At 64.5% G+C, this 16955-nt stretch carries 13 protein-coding genes; 10 read left to right on the top strand and 3 right to left on the bottom strand.

Annotation, left to right across the window (positions count from 1 at the left end; translation table 11 throughout):
• Positions 1-68: 68 nt before the first annotated feature.
• Genes ACTJK6_RS11515 through ACTJK6_RS11505 form a run of 3 tightly spaced genes read right to left on the bottom strand, consistent with a single transcriptional unit; the run spans position 69 to position 3049 of the window.
• A complete protein-coding gene (locus ACTJK6_RS11515) occupies positions 69-1100 on the bottom strand; it encodes a cytochrome d ubiquinol oxidase subunit II (protein WP_232039824.1) in 1032 nt (343 codons plus the stop codon).
• Positions 1097-2470 carry a cytochrome ubiquinol oxidase subunit I gene (locus ACTJK6_RS11510; RefSeq protein ID WP_440839078.1) on the bottom strand — a complete coding sequence of 458 codons (1374 nt, stop codon included), beginning with the start codon at positions 2468-2470 and terminating at the stop codon, positions 1097-1099. The genes ACTJK6_RS11515 and ACTJK6_RS11510 overlap by 4 nt, the downstream gene beginning before the upstream one ends.
• Before the next feature lie 18 nt (positions 2471-2488).
• Complete coding sequence (locus ACTJK6_RS11505; RefSeq protein WP_260801513.1) at positions 2489-3049, bottom strand: GbsR/MarR family transcriptional regulator; 561 nt, start codon at positions 3047-3049, stop codon at positions 2489-2491.
• A 422-nt stretch (positions 3050-3471) separates the two neighbouring features.
• Here ACTJK6_RS11505 and ACTJK6_RS11500 point away from each other — a divergent pair, with 422 nt between their 5' ends.
• The 10 genes from ACTJK6_RS11500 to ACTJK6_RS11455 all read left to right on the top strand — a co-directional run bounded on the left by ACTJK6_RS11500 (position 3472) and on the right by ACTJK6_RS11455 (position 16942).
• Complete coding sequence (locus ACTJK6_RS11500) at positions 3472-5016, top strand: methyl-accepting chemotaxis protein (RefSeq protein ID WP_440839077.1); 1545 nt, start codon at positions 3472-3474, stop codon at positions 5014-5016.
• 112 nt (positions 5017-5128) lie between these two features.
• A complete protein-coding gene (locus ACTJK6_RS11495) occupies positions 5129-5383 on the top strand; it encodes a GlsB/YeaQ/YmgE family stress response membrane protein (protein WP_004627540.1) in 255 nt (84 codons plus the stop codon).
• A gap of 161 nt (positions 5384-5544) precedes the next feature.
• On the top strand, positions 5545-5838 hold the full coding sequence (locus tag ACTJK6_RS11490) for a hypothetical protein (protein ID WP_232039820.1): 294 nt from the start codon (positions 5545-5547) through the stop codon (positions 5836-5838).
• Between the two features lie 395 nt (positions 5839-6233).
• The gene (locus ACTJK6_RS11485) at positions 6234-7556 is read left to right on the top strand and encodes an MFS transporter (protein WP_440839076.1); all 1323 of its coding nucleotides are present in this window, start codon (positions 6234-6236) and stop codon (positions 7554-7556) included.
• A 14-nt stretch (positions 7557-7570) separates the two neighbouring features.
• Positions 7571-10126 carry a nitrite reductase large subunit NirB gene (gene nirB, locus ACTJK6_RS11480; RefSeq protein ID WP_440839075.1) on the top strand — a complete coding sequence of 852 codons (2556 nt, stop codon included), beginning with the start codon at positions 7571-7573 and terminating at the stop codon, positions 10124-10126.
• A 26-nt stretch (positions 10127-10152) separates the two neighbouring features.
• Positions 10153-10491 (top strand): nitrite reductase small subunit NirD, encoded by a 339-nt coding sequence (gene nirD, locus ACTJK6_RS11475; protein WP_260801516.1) that lies wholly within the window; start codon positions 10153-10155, stop codon positions 10489-10491.
• 79 nt (positions 10492-10570) lie between these two features.
• Entirely contained in the window at positions 10571-11803 is a 1233-nt protein-coding gene (locus tag ACTJK6_RS11470) for an NAD(P)/FAD-dependent oxidoreductase (protein ID WP_232039816.1), read from the top strand.
• 296 nt (positions 11804-12099) lie between these two features.
• The gene (locus ACTJK6_RS11465) at positions 12100-14853 is read left to right on the top strand and encodes a molybdopterin-dependent oxidoreductase (protein WP_440839074.1); all 2754 of its coding nucleotides are present in this window, start codon (positions 12100-12102) and stop codon (positions 14851-14853) included.
• Between the two features lie 110 nt (positions 14854-14963).
• Positions 14964-15578, top strand: a complete 615-nt coding sequence (locus tag ACTJK6_RS11460; RefSeq protein ID WP_440839073.1) for a DUF2239 family protein — start codon at positions 14964-14966, stop codon at positions 15576-15578.
• On the top strand, positions 15575-16942 hold the full coding sequence (locus ACTJK6_RS11455) for an MATE family efflux transporter (protein ID WP_316879384.1): 1368 nt from the start codon (positions 15575-15577) through the stop codon (positions 16940-16942). The genes ACTJK6_RS11460 and ACTJK6_RS11455 overlap by 4 nt, the downstream gene beginning before the upstream one ends.
• Positions 16943-16955 lie beyond the last annotated feature (13 nt).

Below are 16955 nucleotides of genomic sequence, written 5' to 3'. Positions count from 1 at the left end.
GAGGTCGTGAGCGCACCAGCCTAACCGTCCGCCCGCAGTCCGGTCAATGCCGCATGCGGGCGGCGTGTTCAGTAGTAGCGCAGCTCCGTCGCCTTGCCGTGGAATACCTTGTACGAGTAGATCGTGTAGCCGACGATGGTCGGCAGCACAATCGCCACGCCCACCAGCATGAACTCCAGCGATTCCGGCGCGCTGGCCGCTTGCCAGATGTCGAGCCGGTCCACCACGAGATACGGAAAGAGGCTGTAGGCCAGGCCGTTGAAGGCCAGCAGAAAGATGGCGCCGGTGCCGACGAACGGCGCCCAGATCAGATGTTCATCGCCCTTGGCAATCTGCTGCGGCAGGCGGCGCAGTACCCAGTCGATCAGCAGGAACAGCACGATGGTCACCAGCGGCACGGGCGCCAGCAGGATGATGTTCGGCAGCGCAAACCACTTGTCGAACACGCGTGTGCTGACCCATGGCGTCGCCAGCGACACGGCGGCCACGCCCAGCGCGGTGAACCACAGGCTGCCGCGTGCCCACTGCACCGCGCGCAATTGCAGCGCGCCTTCCGTCTTCATGATGAGCCACGTTGCGCCTAGCAGCAGGTAGCCGGCAATGAGGCCGCCCGCCGTGCAGATCGCAAAGACGACGTTGGCGGCGTCGTACTGGAAGCCCGTGATGTACAGCCCGAGCATGAGGCCCTGCGCAGCGGTGGCGATGACGGAGCCCGCATAGAACGCGCGGTTCCACCACGGCTTGTGGTGCGCGCGCGCCTTGACGCGAAAATCGAATGCCACACCACGCAGGATGAGGCCGAACAGCATCAGCGCCACCGGCAGATACAGCGCGCCCAGGATCTCTCCATGTGCGGCGGGAAACGCCACCAGCAGCAGCCCGACCCCGAGCACGAGCCAGGTTTCGTTGGCGTCCCAGAACGGGCCGATCGAGGCGATCATGGTGTCTTTCTCGGCGTCGTCGGCGCGGCGCAGCAGGATGCCGACGCCCAGGTCATAGCCGTCGAGCACGACGTAGGCCAGCACGGCAATCCCCATCAGGGCCATAAAGACCACCGGCAGCCAGCCGGCGGGTTGGGTGAGGTCAGGGATGGTGCTCATGCGTGGCTCGCGAGGGTCGCAGAAAATTGAGAGGTGTGCTTGCCGGGAATGTCGGCGTCCGTCGGGTCGATGGCGCCACCGGCCTTGCGGGCCAGATAGAAGACCACGCCGATGTAGGAGGCGATGAGGAACGCGTACAACGCGAGATACATCGCCAGCGTGCTGCCGATCATCCGCGCGGGCACGGAAGACGCAGCCTGCGCGGTGGTCAGCACGCCATAGACAAGCCACGGCTGGCGGCCAATCTCGGTCACGTACCAGCCGGCCACCACGGCCGCCCAGCCCGAGAACGTCATGGCGACGAGCGCGCGTGCCAGCCAGTTCGGCAGTTCGCCATTGCGGCGAAGGCGCCAGGCGCTGGTCCATGACACTGCCAGCATCAGCAGCCCCACGCCCACCATCAGGCGGAAGGCAAAGAACACCGGCAGCACGGGCGGATGCTGGTCGAACTGGTCGAGCCCTCGCACTTCGCCATCAAGCGAATGCGTGAGATACAGCGACGCCAGCTTCGGCACCGCGATCTCATAGCGGTTGCTGCGCGAAGCCGCATCGGGAATACCGAACAGCACGGCGGGCACGCCGCGTTCGGTTTGCCAGATGCCTTCCATCGCGGCCAGCTTGGCCGGTTGATGCTCCAGTGTGTTGAGACCGTGCGCATCGCCGGCGGCAATCTGCAGCGGGATCAACATGGCGGCAAGCACCACGCCGGTCTTGAGCGCCGCACGCACATCGCCACCGTGGTCGTTGCGCAGCCAGCGGTAGGCCGATACGCCGGCCAAGAGGAACGACACCGTCAGGCCCGACGCCAGCAGCATGTGCGTGAACCGGTACGGAAACGACGGGTTGAAGATGATCGCCAGCCAGCTTTGCGGATGCGCGCGGCCGTCGATCATCACGTAGCCGGCGGGCGTCTGCATCCACGAGTTGAGCGCGATGATCCAGAACACCGAAATGGTCGTGCCGAGCGCCACCAGGAACGTCGCGAATGTGTGGATGCGCGGGCTTACGCGGCCCGTGCCGAACAGCATGATCCCGAGGAAGCTGGCCTCCAGAAAGAACGCCGTCAGCACCTCATACGCCAGCAGCGGCCCGGCGATGTTGCCGACGGTATTCATGTAGCCCGGCCAGTTCGTGCCGAACTGAAAGCTCATCGTCACGCCGGACACCACGCCCAGCGCGAATGTCAATGCAAAGACCTTCACCCAAAGGCGATAAGCGGCCATCCACGCTTCGTCACCGGTCTTCCGATAGCGCAGCTTGAAGAACAGCAGCACCCACGCAAGCGCGATGCTGATGGTGGGAAAGAGGATGTGGAACGTGATGTTGGCGCCAAACTGGATGCGCGCCAGGACAACGGGATCGAGCGACATGATTTTTCTGGATACGGGCTACTTCGATTTGCCGCCAACGACGACGGCAAGCTTGTTCTTCATTTCCAGCAGCTTGTGCACCTTGGCACCCATCTTCATGAGTTGCTGCAACGATTCGGCGTCGAGCTTCTGCACGTCGTCAAACCAGGTGGTCATGAGCGTGATGAGCTGATACATCTCTTTCATGCGCGCCTGGGCGTGGCGGTCGTCCGGGTCGGTCGGGGATTCGAGCATCACGTCGCGCAGCAGCGAGAGCGTGGGGTCGATCTCGCGCTTGCGGCGCTCTTCGGCCAGTGTGCGGAAGATGGTCCAGATGTCGTCCGGGGCGGAGAAGTATTCGCGCCGGTCGCCCGGCTTGTGCGACAGCCGCACGAGCTTCCAAGACTCCAGCTCTTTCAGCCCGATGCTCACGTTCGAACGGGAGAAGCCCAATGCCTCGGCGATCTCGTCCGCGTTGATCGGCTCGCGCGCGGCGTAGAGCAGCGCGTAGATCTGCCCGACGGTGCGATTGATGCCCCAGCGGCTGCCCATCTCGCCGAAATGCAGGACGAAGCGCTGTTTCAAGGGGGAGAGTTGCATTGTTTTGATCTTTCTCAATTTTTAGGAATTTCTGAAAGTTTAGCCTCCGTTGCCGCCCTTGGGATGTGACGCGCTGTCGCGGCGGGCGTGGGACGCTGCCCGCGGCCGAAGATGCTCCGAGTGTGAGATTGATTCACAAGAAAACGTGTGTCGCTTCAATATCACGCTTTTATCTTATTTATCCGCCAATAATTAACGCAGATAAGGTATTGCCGGACTGGGCGTACGACATTCGTTCGCATCGTTTGCTGAGAATGACGAGCAAGAGCGCGGGCAAAGCAGATAAGAATCATTTTCAATGAAGCAGTATCTGCTCGGGCAGGTGTATGGCTGTGGGCTGCAGAATAGGGTTATCGGGTCTTAATAAATCCAGCTATGTGCCGATAATCCCTTGCGAAGTAAATCAGCAAAGGAGAATCCCCATGCGTGTCAACGAACCTGTTACCCAGCACGAATACGAGTTCCCGGACAACGCCACGCTCATGTCGACCACCGACACCCAAAGCTACATCGCCTATGCGAATGCAGCGTTTGTGGAGGTGAGCGGTTTTTCCCGCGAAGAGATCGAGGGCCAGCCACATAACATCGTGCGTCACCCCGATATGCCAACCGAGGCATTTGCCGATATGTGGGCCACGCTCAAGGCGGGGCAGCCATGGACGGCGCTGGTGAAGAACCGCCGCAAGAATGGCGATCATTATTGGGTGCGTGCCAACGCCACGCCCGTGGTGCGTAACGGACGGGTCAGCGGCTATATGTCGGTGCGCACCAAGCCCACGCGCGAGGAAATCGCCGCGGCCGAAGTGCTCTACAAGGATTTCCGCACTGGTCAGGCGGGCAGCCGCAAGTTTCACAAGGGCCTGATCGTGCGAACGGGCTTGATGGCCTGGCGTTCGGTGTTCCAGCTGATGCCGGTGCGCTGGCGCATACGGCTCACCTTTCTCACATTGCTGCCCGCGCTGCTGGCGGTAGCGTGGGCGTTTGGCCTCTCCGGCGCGGCGCTCGGTGGTTTTGCCGGCGCGTTGCTCGTGGCCTTGGCGCTGGCGTCGTGGTCATTGAAGGTGCAGATCGCCACGCCACTCGAAAAGCTGCAGGAGCTGGCGCTGAGCGTGGCCTCGGGGGAGAGCCGGAAAGTCGCCATCGCAGACCGCGTGGACGAGATCGGCATGACGTTGCGCACGGTCAGCCAGCTCGGGCTGATGTTCCGCTGGTTGATCGATGATGTGGCCGAGCAGGTCGTCAACGTGCAGTCGGCCAGCCAGGAGATCGCTGAGGGCAACGGCAACATCAACACCCGCACCGAGCAGGCTGCTGCGAGCCTGGAAGAAACCTCCAGCTCGATGACGCAGATGACGGCCACGGTGGCCAGCAATGCAGAGACGGCGGGGCAGGCGAATACGCTGTCGGGCGCGGCCACGCAGGCGGCGGTCAACGGCGGCCGTGCCATGGAGCAGGTGGTGGCCACCATGAGCGCCATCACGCAAAGTGCCAAGCAGATTGCCGACATCATCGGCGTGATCGACAGCATTGCCTTTCAGACTAACATCCTGGCACTCAATGCCGCCGTGGAAGCCGCGCGTGCTGGCGAACAAGGGCGGGGCTTTGCTGTCGTGGCGGGCGAGGTGCGCGCGCTTGCGCAGCGCAGCGCCGGCGCTGCCAAGGAGATCAAGGAGCTGATCGGCACCAGCGTTGACAAGGTCGAATCCGGCGCGCGGCTGGTGGACGATGCAGGCAAGACCATGGACGACATCGTCGAGCAGGTCAAAAAGGTCTCCGCCATGATCGCCGACATCAGCCTGGCGACGGCGCAGCAGACCGACGGCATCACGCAGGTCAGTCAGGCGGTCAACCATCTGGATCAGGTCACGCAGGAGAACGCCACGCTGGTGGGCCAGAGCGCGGCGGCGGCCGAGGGCCTGCGCATTCAGGCCACGCGCCTGGTAGAGGCGGTCAACGTGTTCCGTTGAGCACGATGCAATTGCAAAAACCGTGTGAGCACCACATCGCGATTGTGCGGTCTTCGCCTACTATGCCTGTGCGGTAACGTCCCTCAAAACGCACATTCTTTGGAGCGCGAACATGGCCTCACACGGTTTGATTGCTTGGCTGATCATCGGCGCGGTGGCGGGTTGGCTGGCCGGCATCCTGGTCAAGGGCGGCGGTTTCGGCATCTTTGTCGACATCGTGGTCGGCATCGTCGGTGCGTTCATCGGCGGATGGCTTGCGGGGGTGCTGGGCATCTCGCTGGGTGGCGGGTGGATCGGCTCGATCATCACGGCGGTGATCGGCGCGGTGATCCTGCTGTTCATCATCCGGCTCATCAAGCGCGCATAGCGCAAGGCAGCACCAGTCCCACGAACGGCGGTGGATGGCAGAGTCATCCAACCGCCGGATTTCAACATGCATCCCATCACCTAGACTGGTTGAACCAAGGGCAGCCGTGCCGCGCCACAAGCGCCGGCCCGGCAGGTACACGCTAACCCAGCGAGGCCACCATGTCTGACCAGCTCACCACCGCACCGCAAGAACTCTACGAAGGGTTCGAGATTCACGTGTCGCCCAGCCCCATCCGGGCCGACAGTGGTTGTTACACCTACACCGGCTACGTTTGTCACCCCGGCGCGAATCCTCAACAGCCGGGACGCGCCGTGCCATTCCATGCTGACGGCAACGACAGTTTCGGCAGCCCAGAAGCGGCCGTGGAAGACGCCGTCCATGTGGCGCGCAGCATCATCGACGGCACGCACCCAGATCTGTCGGTGCTGTCCATCGTGACGAACGGCTACTGACGCCGATACCTGCCGATACCAGCGTCGGCGGCTTCCCTTCCGATCAGTCCTGCACGTGATGCTCTGGTCGCCATTGGCGGCGGCCGACGCATTTGCTGTGCCGCACCATCACGAATCGTATCTGCACCGAAACCGTGCGATGCGGTGCTCGCGCATGAGGCACGCGCGCCGGCCGGTTCTTGGTCAATTTCCCGCAAACGCAGACAGCACAAGGCTTTGCCCGCCTGGCATACCTGTTGCATAGCACCATTGCGCGGGTCAAAGGCGATTCGTGCTCTTCGTGGTGAAGGCCCTGGTGCTCAGGGCTACTTGGACAACGGCGTCCCAGACCTTGGCTAATGCAGCCGGGCTCTTGGACGCCTTTCTTTTTTTTTGGCCCCTGATTGGGATTCGACATGACCGGCAAAGCCACCCGAATCGATCTGTTCAGCCTGCGCACGCCGCAGATGCGCGCCTTTCATCTGACGTGGCTGGCGTTCTTCGTCTGCTTCTACGCGTGGTTTGCCTGCGCACCCCTCATGCCGGTGCTCAAGGGCGAGTTCCACCTCACGCCCGGGCAGATTGCCAACATCAACATCGCCGCCGTGGCGGTGACGATTCTGGTGCGACTGATCGTCGGCCCGCTGTGCGACCGCTTCGGTCCGCGCAAGACCTATACCGGCCTGCTTGCGCTGGGTGCGATCCCGGTGCTGGGCGTGGCGCTCGCGCAGAGCTACGAAGCGTTCCTGTTCTTCCGCCTGGCGATCGGCGCGGTTGGCGCGAGCTTCGTCATCACGCAGTACCACACGTCCGTCATGTTCGCGCCCAACGTGGTGGGCACGGCCAATGCGGCTTCCGCTGGCTGGGGCAATGCTGGCGGAGGCGTGGCGCAAGGCACGATGCCGCTGCTGCTGACGGCCATCGTGATGATGGGTGCCACGCAGAGCCTGGGCTGGCGCGTGGCGATGATCGTGCCGGGCGCGGCCATGCTGATCGTCGCAGCGCTCTACTGGCGTTACACGCAGGACTGCCCCGAAGGCAACTTCAGTGATCTGCGTGCCGCAGGCAAGACGATCGACGGCGGCAAGAAGGGCGGCTGGGGCAGCTTCGTGGCGGCTGCTGGTAACTATCGCGTGTGGCTGCTGTTCATCACCTACGGCGCGTGCTTTGGCGTGGAAATCTTCATCCACAACATCGCCGCCACCTACTACGTCGACCACTTTGGCTTGTCGCTGTCGGCAGCCGGCATGGCGGCGGCGAGCTTCGGCCTGCTGGCGCTGTTTGCCCGGGCACTCGGCGGCATCGTGTCGGACCGCGTGGCCGCCAAGCGTGGCCTGGATGCGCGTACCCAACTGCTGTGCGTGCTGATGGTGGGCGAGGGCCTGGGCCTGTTCGGCTTTGCCCACGCAGGCAGCGTCACGGTGGCCATCCTGGCGATGCTCGGCTTTGGCCTGTTCACCCACATGGCATGCGGCGCGACGTATGCGCTGGTGCCGTTCATTGACCGTCGCGCGCTGGGCGGCGTGGCCGGCATCATCGGCGCGGGCGGCAACGCCGGCGCGGTGGCGGCGGGCTTCCTGCTCAAGGGTATGGCCGATACGCAGGCCACGCTGTCCATCCTCGGCGTGCTGGTGGCGCTGTCGGCCATCTGCGCCGTCGCCGTGCGTTTCTCGGCCGAGCACAAGGCACGCGAACAAGCGCTGTACGACAACACGCTGGCCGCCGCCGGCAACGCCTGAAAGAGGACATCACCATGACCATGAAGATCGTCGTCATTGGCCACGGAATGGTGGGCCACAAGTTTCTGGAAAGCCTGCTGCATGCGCCGGGCCATCACCTTGAGGTGACGGTGCTGTGCGAAGAGCCACGCCCCGCATACGACCGCGTGCACCTGTCGGAATTCTTCACGGGCAAGACGGCGGAAGATCTCTCGCTTGTGGCCCCGGGCTTTTTCGACCGCGATGATGTGGTGCTCAAGCTCAACGCCCGCGCCACGGCCATCGACATCACCGCCAAAACCGTGACGGCCTCCACCGGCGAAGTGCTGCCATACGACAAGCTCGTCATCGCGTCGGGCTCGTCGCCGTTTGTGCCGCCCGTGCCAGGCAAGGACCGCAAAGACTGCTTCGTCTATCGCACCATCGAAGACCTCGAAGCGATGGCTGAATGCGGCCAGCGCGCCAAGACCGGCGTTGTCATCGGCGGTGGCCTGCTGGGGCTGGAATGCGCCAAGGCGCTGCGCGACATGAACCTGCAAACGCACGTGGTGGAGTTTGCCGGCCGCCTGATGGCCATGCAGGTGGACGATGGCGGCGGCCGCATGCTGCGCCGGAAGATTGAAGATCTTGGCGTGACCGTCCACACACAGAAGAACACCTCGGAGATCGTCGACGGCGAAACGGCGACACATCGCCTGAACTTTGCCGACGGTACGCACCTGGAAGCCGATATGGTCGTCTTCTCGGCCGGCATCCGTCCGCGCGATGAACTGGCGCGCGCCTGCGGGCTGGAAGTGGGCGAGCGCGGCGGCATCGTGATCGACTCCGAGTGCCGTACCTCCGCGCCCGACGTGTACGCGATTGGCGAATGCGCGCTGTGGGGCGGCAAGGTCTACGGGCTGGTTGCGCCGGGTTATGAGATGGCACGCATCACCGCCAAGCAGATCCTGGCGGCGGACGACGCGGCAGAGTTCAGCGGCGCCGACATGAGCACCAAGCTCAAGCTGATGGGCGTGGACGTGGCCAGCCTGGGCGATGCGCAGGGCGTGACGCCGGGTAGCCGCAGCGTGCAGTTCACCGACGAGCGCAAGCAGATCTACAAGAAGCTGGTGGTGTCGGAAGACGGCAAGTACCTGCTGGGCGGTGTGCTGGTGGGGGATGCGGCCGAATACGGCACGCTGCTGCAGATGATGCTCAACCGCATCGAGCTGCCGGAAGCACCGGAATTCCTGATCCTCCCGCAGGCCGATGGCAATGCGCGCCCGGCACTGGGCGTGGATGCGCTGCCGGATAGCGCGCAGATCTGCTCGTGCAACGACGTATCGAAGGGCGCGCTGTGTCAGGCCGTGTGTGCCGGCGCCACCACCGTGGGCGCGCTCAAGGACGCCACCAAGGCCGGCACCTCGTGCGGCGGCTGCGTGCCGCTCATGACGCAGGTGATGAAGGCCGAGATGAAGAAGCAGGGCCTGGCCGTCAACAACCACATCTGCGAGCACTTTCCGTATTCGCGTCAGGAGCTGTATCACCTGGTGCGCGTGGGCCGCATCGAGTCGTTCGAGGCGCTGCTGGAAGCGCACGGCAGCGGCATGGGCTGCGACATCTGCAAGCCCGCCGTGGCGAGCATCCTCGCTTCGTGCTGGAACGACTTCGTGCTCAAGAAAGAGCACGCCAGCCTGCAGGATTCCAACGACTACTTCCTCGCCAACATCCAGAAGGACGGGACGTACTCCGTGGTGCCGCGCATGCCCGGCGGCGAGGTCACGGCAGACGGCCTGATCGCCGTGGGCCAGGTCGCCAAGAAGTACGGCCTGTACACCAAGATCACGGGCGGCCAGCGTGTCGACCTGTTCGGCGCGCGCGTCGAGCAACTGCCGCTGATCTGGGAAGAGCTGATCGCGGCAGGCTTTGAGTCGGGCCATGCCTATGGCAAATCGCTGCGCACGGTGAAGTCGTGCGTGGGTTCCACCTGGTGCCGCTATGGCGTGGGCGATTCGGTGGGTTTTGCGGTGGCGCTGGAGAACCGCTACAAGGGCCTGCGCTCGCCGCACAAGCTGAAGTTTGGCGTGTCGGGGTGCACGCGTGAATGCGCCGAGGCGCAAGGCAAGGACGTTGGCATCATCGCCACCGAGAAGGGCTGGAACCTGTATGTGTGCGGCAACGGCGGCATGAAGCCCCGCCATGCCGAACTGCTGGCGGCAGACCTCGACCAGGAAACGCTCATCAAGTATGTCGACCGTTTCCTGATGTTCTACGTGCGCACGGCTGATCGCCTGCAACGCACCAGCACATGGCGCGACAACCTCGAAGGCGGTCTCGACTATCTGAAGGATGTGGTGATCAACGACAAGCTGGGCATCGTGGCCGAACTCGAAGCCGAGATGCAGCACGTGGTCGACACCTATCAAGACGAGTGGAAGACGGCCGTGACCAACCCCGACGTGCGCAAGCGCTTCCGCCACTTCGTCAACAGCGAGGCGAAGGACGCGAATGTGGTCTTCGTCGAGGAGCGCGGCCAGATCCGCCCGGCGACGGTGGAGGAGCGTGCGAAGACGCGGCCCGTGCGCATTCCTGTTGTTGCTGAAGCCGCTTGAGCCTGATAGAGGAAGAGGAGGACGTCATGCAAGCATCCCGTTGGACCCCGGTCTGTGCCCTGGACGACATCGTTCCCAACACCGGCGTTTGCGCGCTGGTGGACGGTGACCAGGTTGCCGTGTTCCGTGTGGGCGGCAACACGCCGCAAAGCGTGTACGCCATCGGCAACTACGACCCGAACTCCGCCGCCGCCGTGCTGTCGCGCGGGCTGGTCGGCAACCTGGGCGAGCGCATCGTCGTCGCGTCGCCGATCTACAAGCAGCATTTCGACCTGACCACGGGCGAGTGCCTCGAAGCGCCGGCCAACTCCGTGCATGCCTACGCAACCAAGGTGGAAGACGGCAAGGTGTGGGTAGCGGCATGAGCTGCAAGCCGTAAGCCGGGGGCCGTGGCCGCCGGCACTGAGTGAATCCAATGACCGACAACCTTCAGGAGAAGGCAGCATGAACGCCAAGACCGTACGCCCCAAGCTGGTCGTCATCGGCAACGGCATGGCCGGCATGCGCACGGTCGAAGAGTTGCTCAAGCTCGCGCCGGACCTGTACGACGTGACCGTATTTGGCGAAGAGCCGCACGGCAACTACAACCGCATCCTGCTCTCGCCGGTGCTGGCGGGAGAGAAGCAGGTTGACGACATCATGCTCAACACGCGCGAGTGGTACGACCAGAATCACATCACGCTGCACGCCGGCGACCCGGTGGTCGCCATCGACCGCCCGCGCCGCACGCTGCGCTCGCGCGACGGCGTGGAGATGCGCTACGACCGCCTGCTGATCGCCACGGGCTCGCGGCCGTTCATCCTGCCGGTGCCGGGGCACCTGCTGCCCGGCGTGATCGCCTTTCGCGACATTCAGGATGTGGAGACGATGCTGGAAGCGGCCCGCAACCACCGTCACGCGGTCGTCATCGGCGGTGGTTTGCTTGGGCTTGAGGCCGCGAACGGCCTGATGCGCCAGGGCATGGAGGTGACCGTGGTGCACCTGCCCGACAGCCTGATGGAGCGCCAGCTCGACAAGCCGGCCGCCAAGCTGTTGCAGAAGGCGCTGGAAGCCAAGGGCCTGCGCTTCCTGCTGGGCGCACACACGGCGGAGCTGCTGGGCACCGACCGCGTGACCGCTGTGCGCTTCAAGGACGGCACCGAGATCCCCGCCGACCTCGTCGTCATGACTGCCGGCGTACGCCCGAACATCGAGCTTGCCAAGGCCGCCGGCCTGCATTGCGAACGCGCCATCATCGTTGACGACACGCTGCAGACCTACGACCCGCGCATCTACGCCGTGGGCGAATGCGTGCAACACCGCAGCGCAACGTTCGGCCTCGTCGCGCCCATCTGGGACCAGGCCCGCGTGTGTGCCGCGCACCTGGCCGGCGCCGGGCACCGCCGCTATGTCCAGCAGGCCACCGCGACCAAGTTGAAGGTCACGGGCGTGGACTTGTATTCCGCGGGCGATTTCATCGGCGGCGACGGCACCGAAGACATCGTGCTGCGTGACCCGCGCCGCGGCGTCTACAAGCGGCTCGTCCTGAAGGAAGACCGCATCGTCGGCGCGGTGCTGTACGGCGATGTGGCCGACGGCCCGTGGTACTTCGACATGATCCAGCGCCAGACCCCGATCACACCGATTCGCCAGCGCCTGTTGTTTGGCCGCGCGCTGTGCGAAGCCGAAGCCGCGTAATGAACACCGGCAAGACGCGAAACCGGCGACACCCTTTGCATGCCGTTGGTGTGGCCTTTGACTTATCTGCCCTAGATGGCGCCTTGAATTTCTGTAAGCGGGCGGAAAAAGGAAGGAGGCTTGTTTGAGCGAAGCGAGTTTGCCTCCTTCCCCGTCCGCTTACGGAAATTCAAGGGGAAGTCGCCATCTCGGGCGCGCCTTTCTTTGCTTACTTTCTTTGGCAAGACAAAGAAAGTGAGTCGCCCCCGGCAGGGGGTGAAACCAGGGATGCACCAATCACGCAAAGCAATACAGAGATGACGATGACAACCATCCCCATTCACCCAGTAACGGACGCCGTGCGCACCACCTGCCCCTACTGCGGCGTCGGCTGCGGCGTGCTCGCGACCCCACAGGCGGATGGCAGCATCGGCATTGCCGGGGACCCGGCGCATCCGTCCAACGCCGGGCGCCTGTGCGTGAAAGGCTCGGCCCTGGGCGAGACCGTGAGCCTGGACGGCCGTCTGCTCTTCCCAGCCATGCGCAAGCGTTCCCGCGACGCTGGCGCTCCGCAACTGGCCAAACCTGCGCCATTACAGCGCGTCTCGTGGGATACCGCGCTCGACGCTGTCGCGCAAGGCTTTCGCCGCATCGCCGAAGAGCACGGCCCGGATTCCGTCGCGCTCTACGTCTCCGGCCAGTTGCTGACCGAGGATTACTACGTCGCCAACAAGCTGATGAAGGGCTTTATCGGCACGGCAAATATCGATACCAACTCGCGGCTGTGCATGTCGTCGGCCGTGGCGGGGCACAAGCGCGCGTTTGGCGAAGACCTCGTGCCCGTCTGCTATGACGATCTGGAAACGGCAGACCTCGTCGTGCTGGTCGGCTCCAACACGGCGTGGTGCCATCCGATCCTGTTCCAGCGCATCGTGCGCGCCAAGGAAGCGCGGCCCGAGATGAAGGTGGTGGTGGTCGACCCGCGCCACACGGCCACGTGCGAACTGGCCGATCTGCATCTGCCCATCAAGCCCGGCACCGATGTATGGCTGTTCAATGGCCTGCTGTCGTTCCTCTCGCGGCGCGGTGTGGTGGACCGTAATTTCGTCACGCAGCACACCAACGGCCCCGATGCCGCCCTGGAAGCGGCCGGCACAGAGAGCCACGACGTTGAAGCCGTCGCCAAGGCCTGCAAGCTCAAGCTCGACGATCTGCTCACCTTCTACAGCTGGTTTGCCGACACCGAGCGCACCATCACCGCGTTTTCGATGGGCGTCAACCAATCGACGGCGGGCACGGACAAGGTCAACAGCATCATCAACTGCCACTTGCTCACGGGGCGCATCGGCCGCGCTGGCATGGGGCCGTTTTCGATTACCGGCCAGCCGAATGCGATGGGCGGGCGCGAAGTGGGCGGTCTGGCCAACATGCTGGCCGCGCACATGGAGCTGAACGAGCCGTCGCATCGCGACCTCGTGCAGACGTTCTGGGGCGCACCGCGCATGGCCGACAAGGTGGGCCTCAAGGCGGTCGACCTGTTCAATGCCATTGAAGACGGGCGCGTCAAGGCCGTGTGGATCATGGGGACCAACCCCGTGGTCAGCCTGCCCGATGCGGACCAGGCGCGCCGTGCACTGGCCAAGTGCGAACTCGTCGTCGCTTCCGACATCGTTGAGGCTACCGACACGACCGTGCTGGCCGACATCCTGTTGCCTGCGCTGGGCTGGGGAGAGAAAGACGGCACCGTGACGAACTCCGAACGCCGCATCTCGCGCCAGCGCGCCTTCCTGCCGCCCCCCGGCGAGGCGCGCGCCGACTGGGACATCGTCGCCGACGTTGCCCGCCGCATGGGCTACGATGGTTTCGACTTCAAGAGCGCGGGCGATGTGTTTGACGAACACGCGCGCCTGTCCGCCTACGCCAACGATGCGAGCGGCACGCGTCGCGCCTTCCACCTCGGCGGCCTGACAGGGTTCGATACCGATGCATACGAAGGCATGTCGCCGGTGCAATGGCCTATCGCAACGTCCGGCAACAGCGAAGCGCGCCTCTTCAGCGATGGCCGTTTCGCCCACGCCGATGGCCGCGCGCGTTTCGTGCCGACGCCCGCCCGTGCGCCCGCGCATGCGGCGGATGGCGAATATCCGCTCATCCTCAACACGGGCCGTGTGCGCGACCAATGGCACACCATGACGCGTACGGGCCGCGCGCCCAAGCTGGCTGACCACGTGCCCGAACCGTTTGTCGATCTGCACCCGCACGATGCGCTGCTGGCCGGCGTGCGTGAAGGTGGCCTGGCACGCGTGTCGTCACGCTGGGGCAGTGTGGTGGCGCGTGTGCGCATGACGGGCGGCATCGCGCGTGGCAGCGTCTTCGTGCCGATCCACTGGAACGGCCAGTTTGCATCTGATGCGCGCGTGGGTGCGGTCGTCAATCCGGTGGTCGACCCGGTGTCTGGCGAGCCGGAGTTCAAGCACACACCGGTGATGGTCGAGCCGTTCGATGTGGCATGGCACGGCTTTGTGCTCTCGCGCCGCGCGCTCGACACCGACGATGCAACGTGGTGGACGCGCATTCAAGGCAAGCAGTTCGTGCGCTATGAACTGGCCGGCCGCCAGCAGCTTGGTTCCGTGCACGATTGGGCGCGCGCGCTGCTGGGCGTAACCGACCCACACGCCGACTGGCTCGAATACGAAGACACCACTGCGCGTGTCTATCGCGCTGTGCACGTGGTGGATGACCGCATCGAAGCCTGCGTGTTTTTGTCACCGCGTCCGGATCTGCCGTCGCGCAACTGGCTCGCGGGCCTGTTCGCGCAAGAGCGTCTCGAAGACCTCGACCGTGCGGGCGTGCTGCTCGGCCAGCCGATCGAAGCGGGTGTCGATGTGGGGCCGACCGTCTGCTCGTGCTTTGGCGTAGGCCGCAACACCATCTGCGATGCCATCCGCACCAAGGGCCTGCAAACCACCGGCGAGATCACGACGTGCCTGAAGGCGGGCGGCAATTGCGGCTCGTGCGTGCCGGAACTCAAACGGCTGCTTGTGGAGGCGCGCGTGCAGCAGGCGGCGTGACCTTTGCGTCGCGTTACACGCAATATTGCTTTTATGCCCGGGTAATATTGACATCCAATTAAACCCGGGTAGAATGCGTTCCTGTTGAAACTTCAGCAGGAGCGCTTCTCATGGATGCCGCAACAATCCACGCGTGCACGGCCTTTGCCGGCACCCAACGCCTGGCCGGCGGACCCGTCCGCGATGTCGCACGCGCCGTCAAAACGCACCTTGATGCACACCCCGAATCGCAGGTCCTGGTGTTCGACAACACGAGCGCGCACCCGGTGGAATTCGATTTGCGCGGCACGGTTGAAGACGTGGTTGCGCGCATCGATCAAGCCGCCCCATCTGCCGCTGAACCTGCTGAATCTGCAAGCCGCCCGCGTGGCCCTGGCCGCCCCAAGCTGGGCGTGATTGCCCGCGAGGTGACCTTGCTGCCGCGCCACTGGGATTGGCTGGCCGCGCAGCCGGGCGGGGCGTCGGTTACGCTGCGCAAGCTGGTGGAAGATGCGCGCCGCGCTGCCGAAGGGGCCGACCGCCGCCGAACTGCGCAAGAGGCGGCCTACCGCTTCATGTCAGCCATGGCGGGCAACGCCGCGGGCTTTGAAGAGGCCACGCGCGCCTTGTTTGCCGCAGATGCCGCGGCGTTCGAATCCCTCACACACACCTGGCCCGCCGACGTGCGCGACTTTGCGCGCGAACTGGCGAGCCGGGCCTTCAATCCTCAACAGGAGGCTGCATGACAGCGCCTGCTGCTCGCCCGTTGTGGCGAACATTCATTGCATTCCTCGGCCCGCTGATCCTGGCCAACATCCTGCAATCGTTGTCGGGCACGCTCAACAACGTCTATGTGGGGCACATGCTCGGCGTGAAGGCACTCGCCGCGGTGTCGGCGTTTTTCCCGATCCTGTTCTTCTTCATCGCTTTCATCATCGGACTCGGGTCTGGTGCGGCGGTGCTGATCGGGCAGGCGTGGGGCGCCAAGAAGCCCGAGGCGGTCAAGACCGTCGCCGGGACAACGTTGTCGGTGGGCTTCATCGTCGGGCTGGCGGTGGCGCTGCTGGGCGGCCCGTTCGCCAACGCGCTGCTGGGGTGGCTCGGCACGCCCGCCGACATCCTGCAGGACGCCACGCTCTACGCCAGCGTCATGCTCTATGCCATGCCAGGCCTGTTCGTCTACCTGCTGGCTACGGCGATGATGCGGGGCGTGGGCGACACGCGCACGCCGTTGCGCACCCTCGCGCTGTCGACGTCGATCGGGCTGGTGCTGACGCCGACCTTCATTCGGGGCTGGTTCGGCTTGCCGCAACTGGGCGTCGCAAGCGGCGCCGCGGCGACCATCATTTCGTTCACGATCGCGCTGGTGTGGCTCGCATTCTTCCTGCGCCGCCGCAATCATCCGCTCGCCCCCGATGCCGTGCTGGCGCGGCACCTCTGGGTCGATGTTGGTGTGCTCAAGACCGTGCTGAAGATTGGCGTGCCGACGGGCGTGCAGCTTGTGGTGATCTCGATTGCCGAGCTGGCGCTGCTGTCATTCGTCAACGGCTTTGGCTCCGATGCGACGGCCGCGTACGGCGCCGGCACGCAGATCATCAGCTACGTGCAGTTTCCGGCCATGTCGATCGCGATCACGGCGTCGATCCTCGGTGCGCAAGCCATCGGCTCGGGCAATACAGAGCGGCTCGACGCCATCACGCGCACCGGCTTGTGGCTGAACGTGGCCATTACCGGCGTGCTGGTGGTGATGGCGTTGCTGTTCTCGCGCGCTGTCATCGGCTGGTTCACCACGAACACGGAGGTGATGAGCCTTGCCCAGAGCCTGCTGCATATCTCGCTGTGGAGCTCGGTCATCTTCGGCATGGCGAGCGTCTTCTCGGGCGTGATGCGCTCAAGCGGCACGGTGATGGCGCCCACGGCCATTTCCATCCTCGCCATTGCGGCGGTGGAAGTGCCGGTGGCCTGGGTGCTGAGCCGGCATATCGGCACCGATGGCATCTGGGCTGCGTACCCGGCCGCCTTCCTCGCCATGTTCGTGATGCAGGGGCTGTATTACGCGCTCGTGTGGCGCCGCCGGGCGCAGCGGTTCGGCATCCGCCGGATGGTTTGACGACATCCCCGCC

The organism is Ralstonia sp. 22086, assembly GCF_052045975.1.
GTDB lineage: Bacteria > Pseudomonadota > Gammaproteobacteria > Burkholderiales > Burkholderiaceae > Ralstonia > Ralstonia wenshanensis.
Note: the sequence above shows the minus strand (reverse complement) of the source record. Positions and strands in the feature narration are given on the sequence as shown.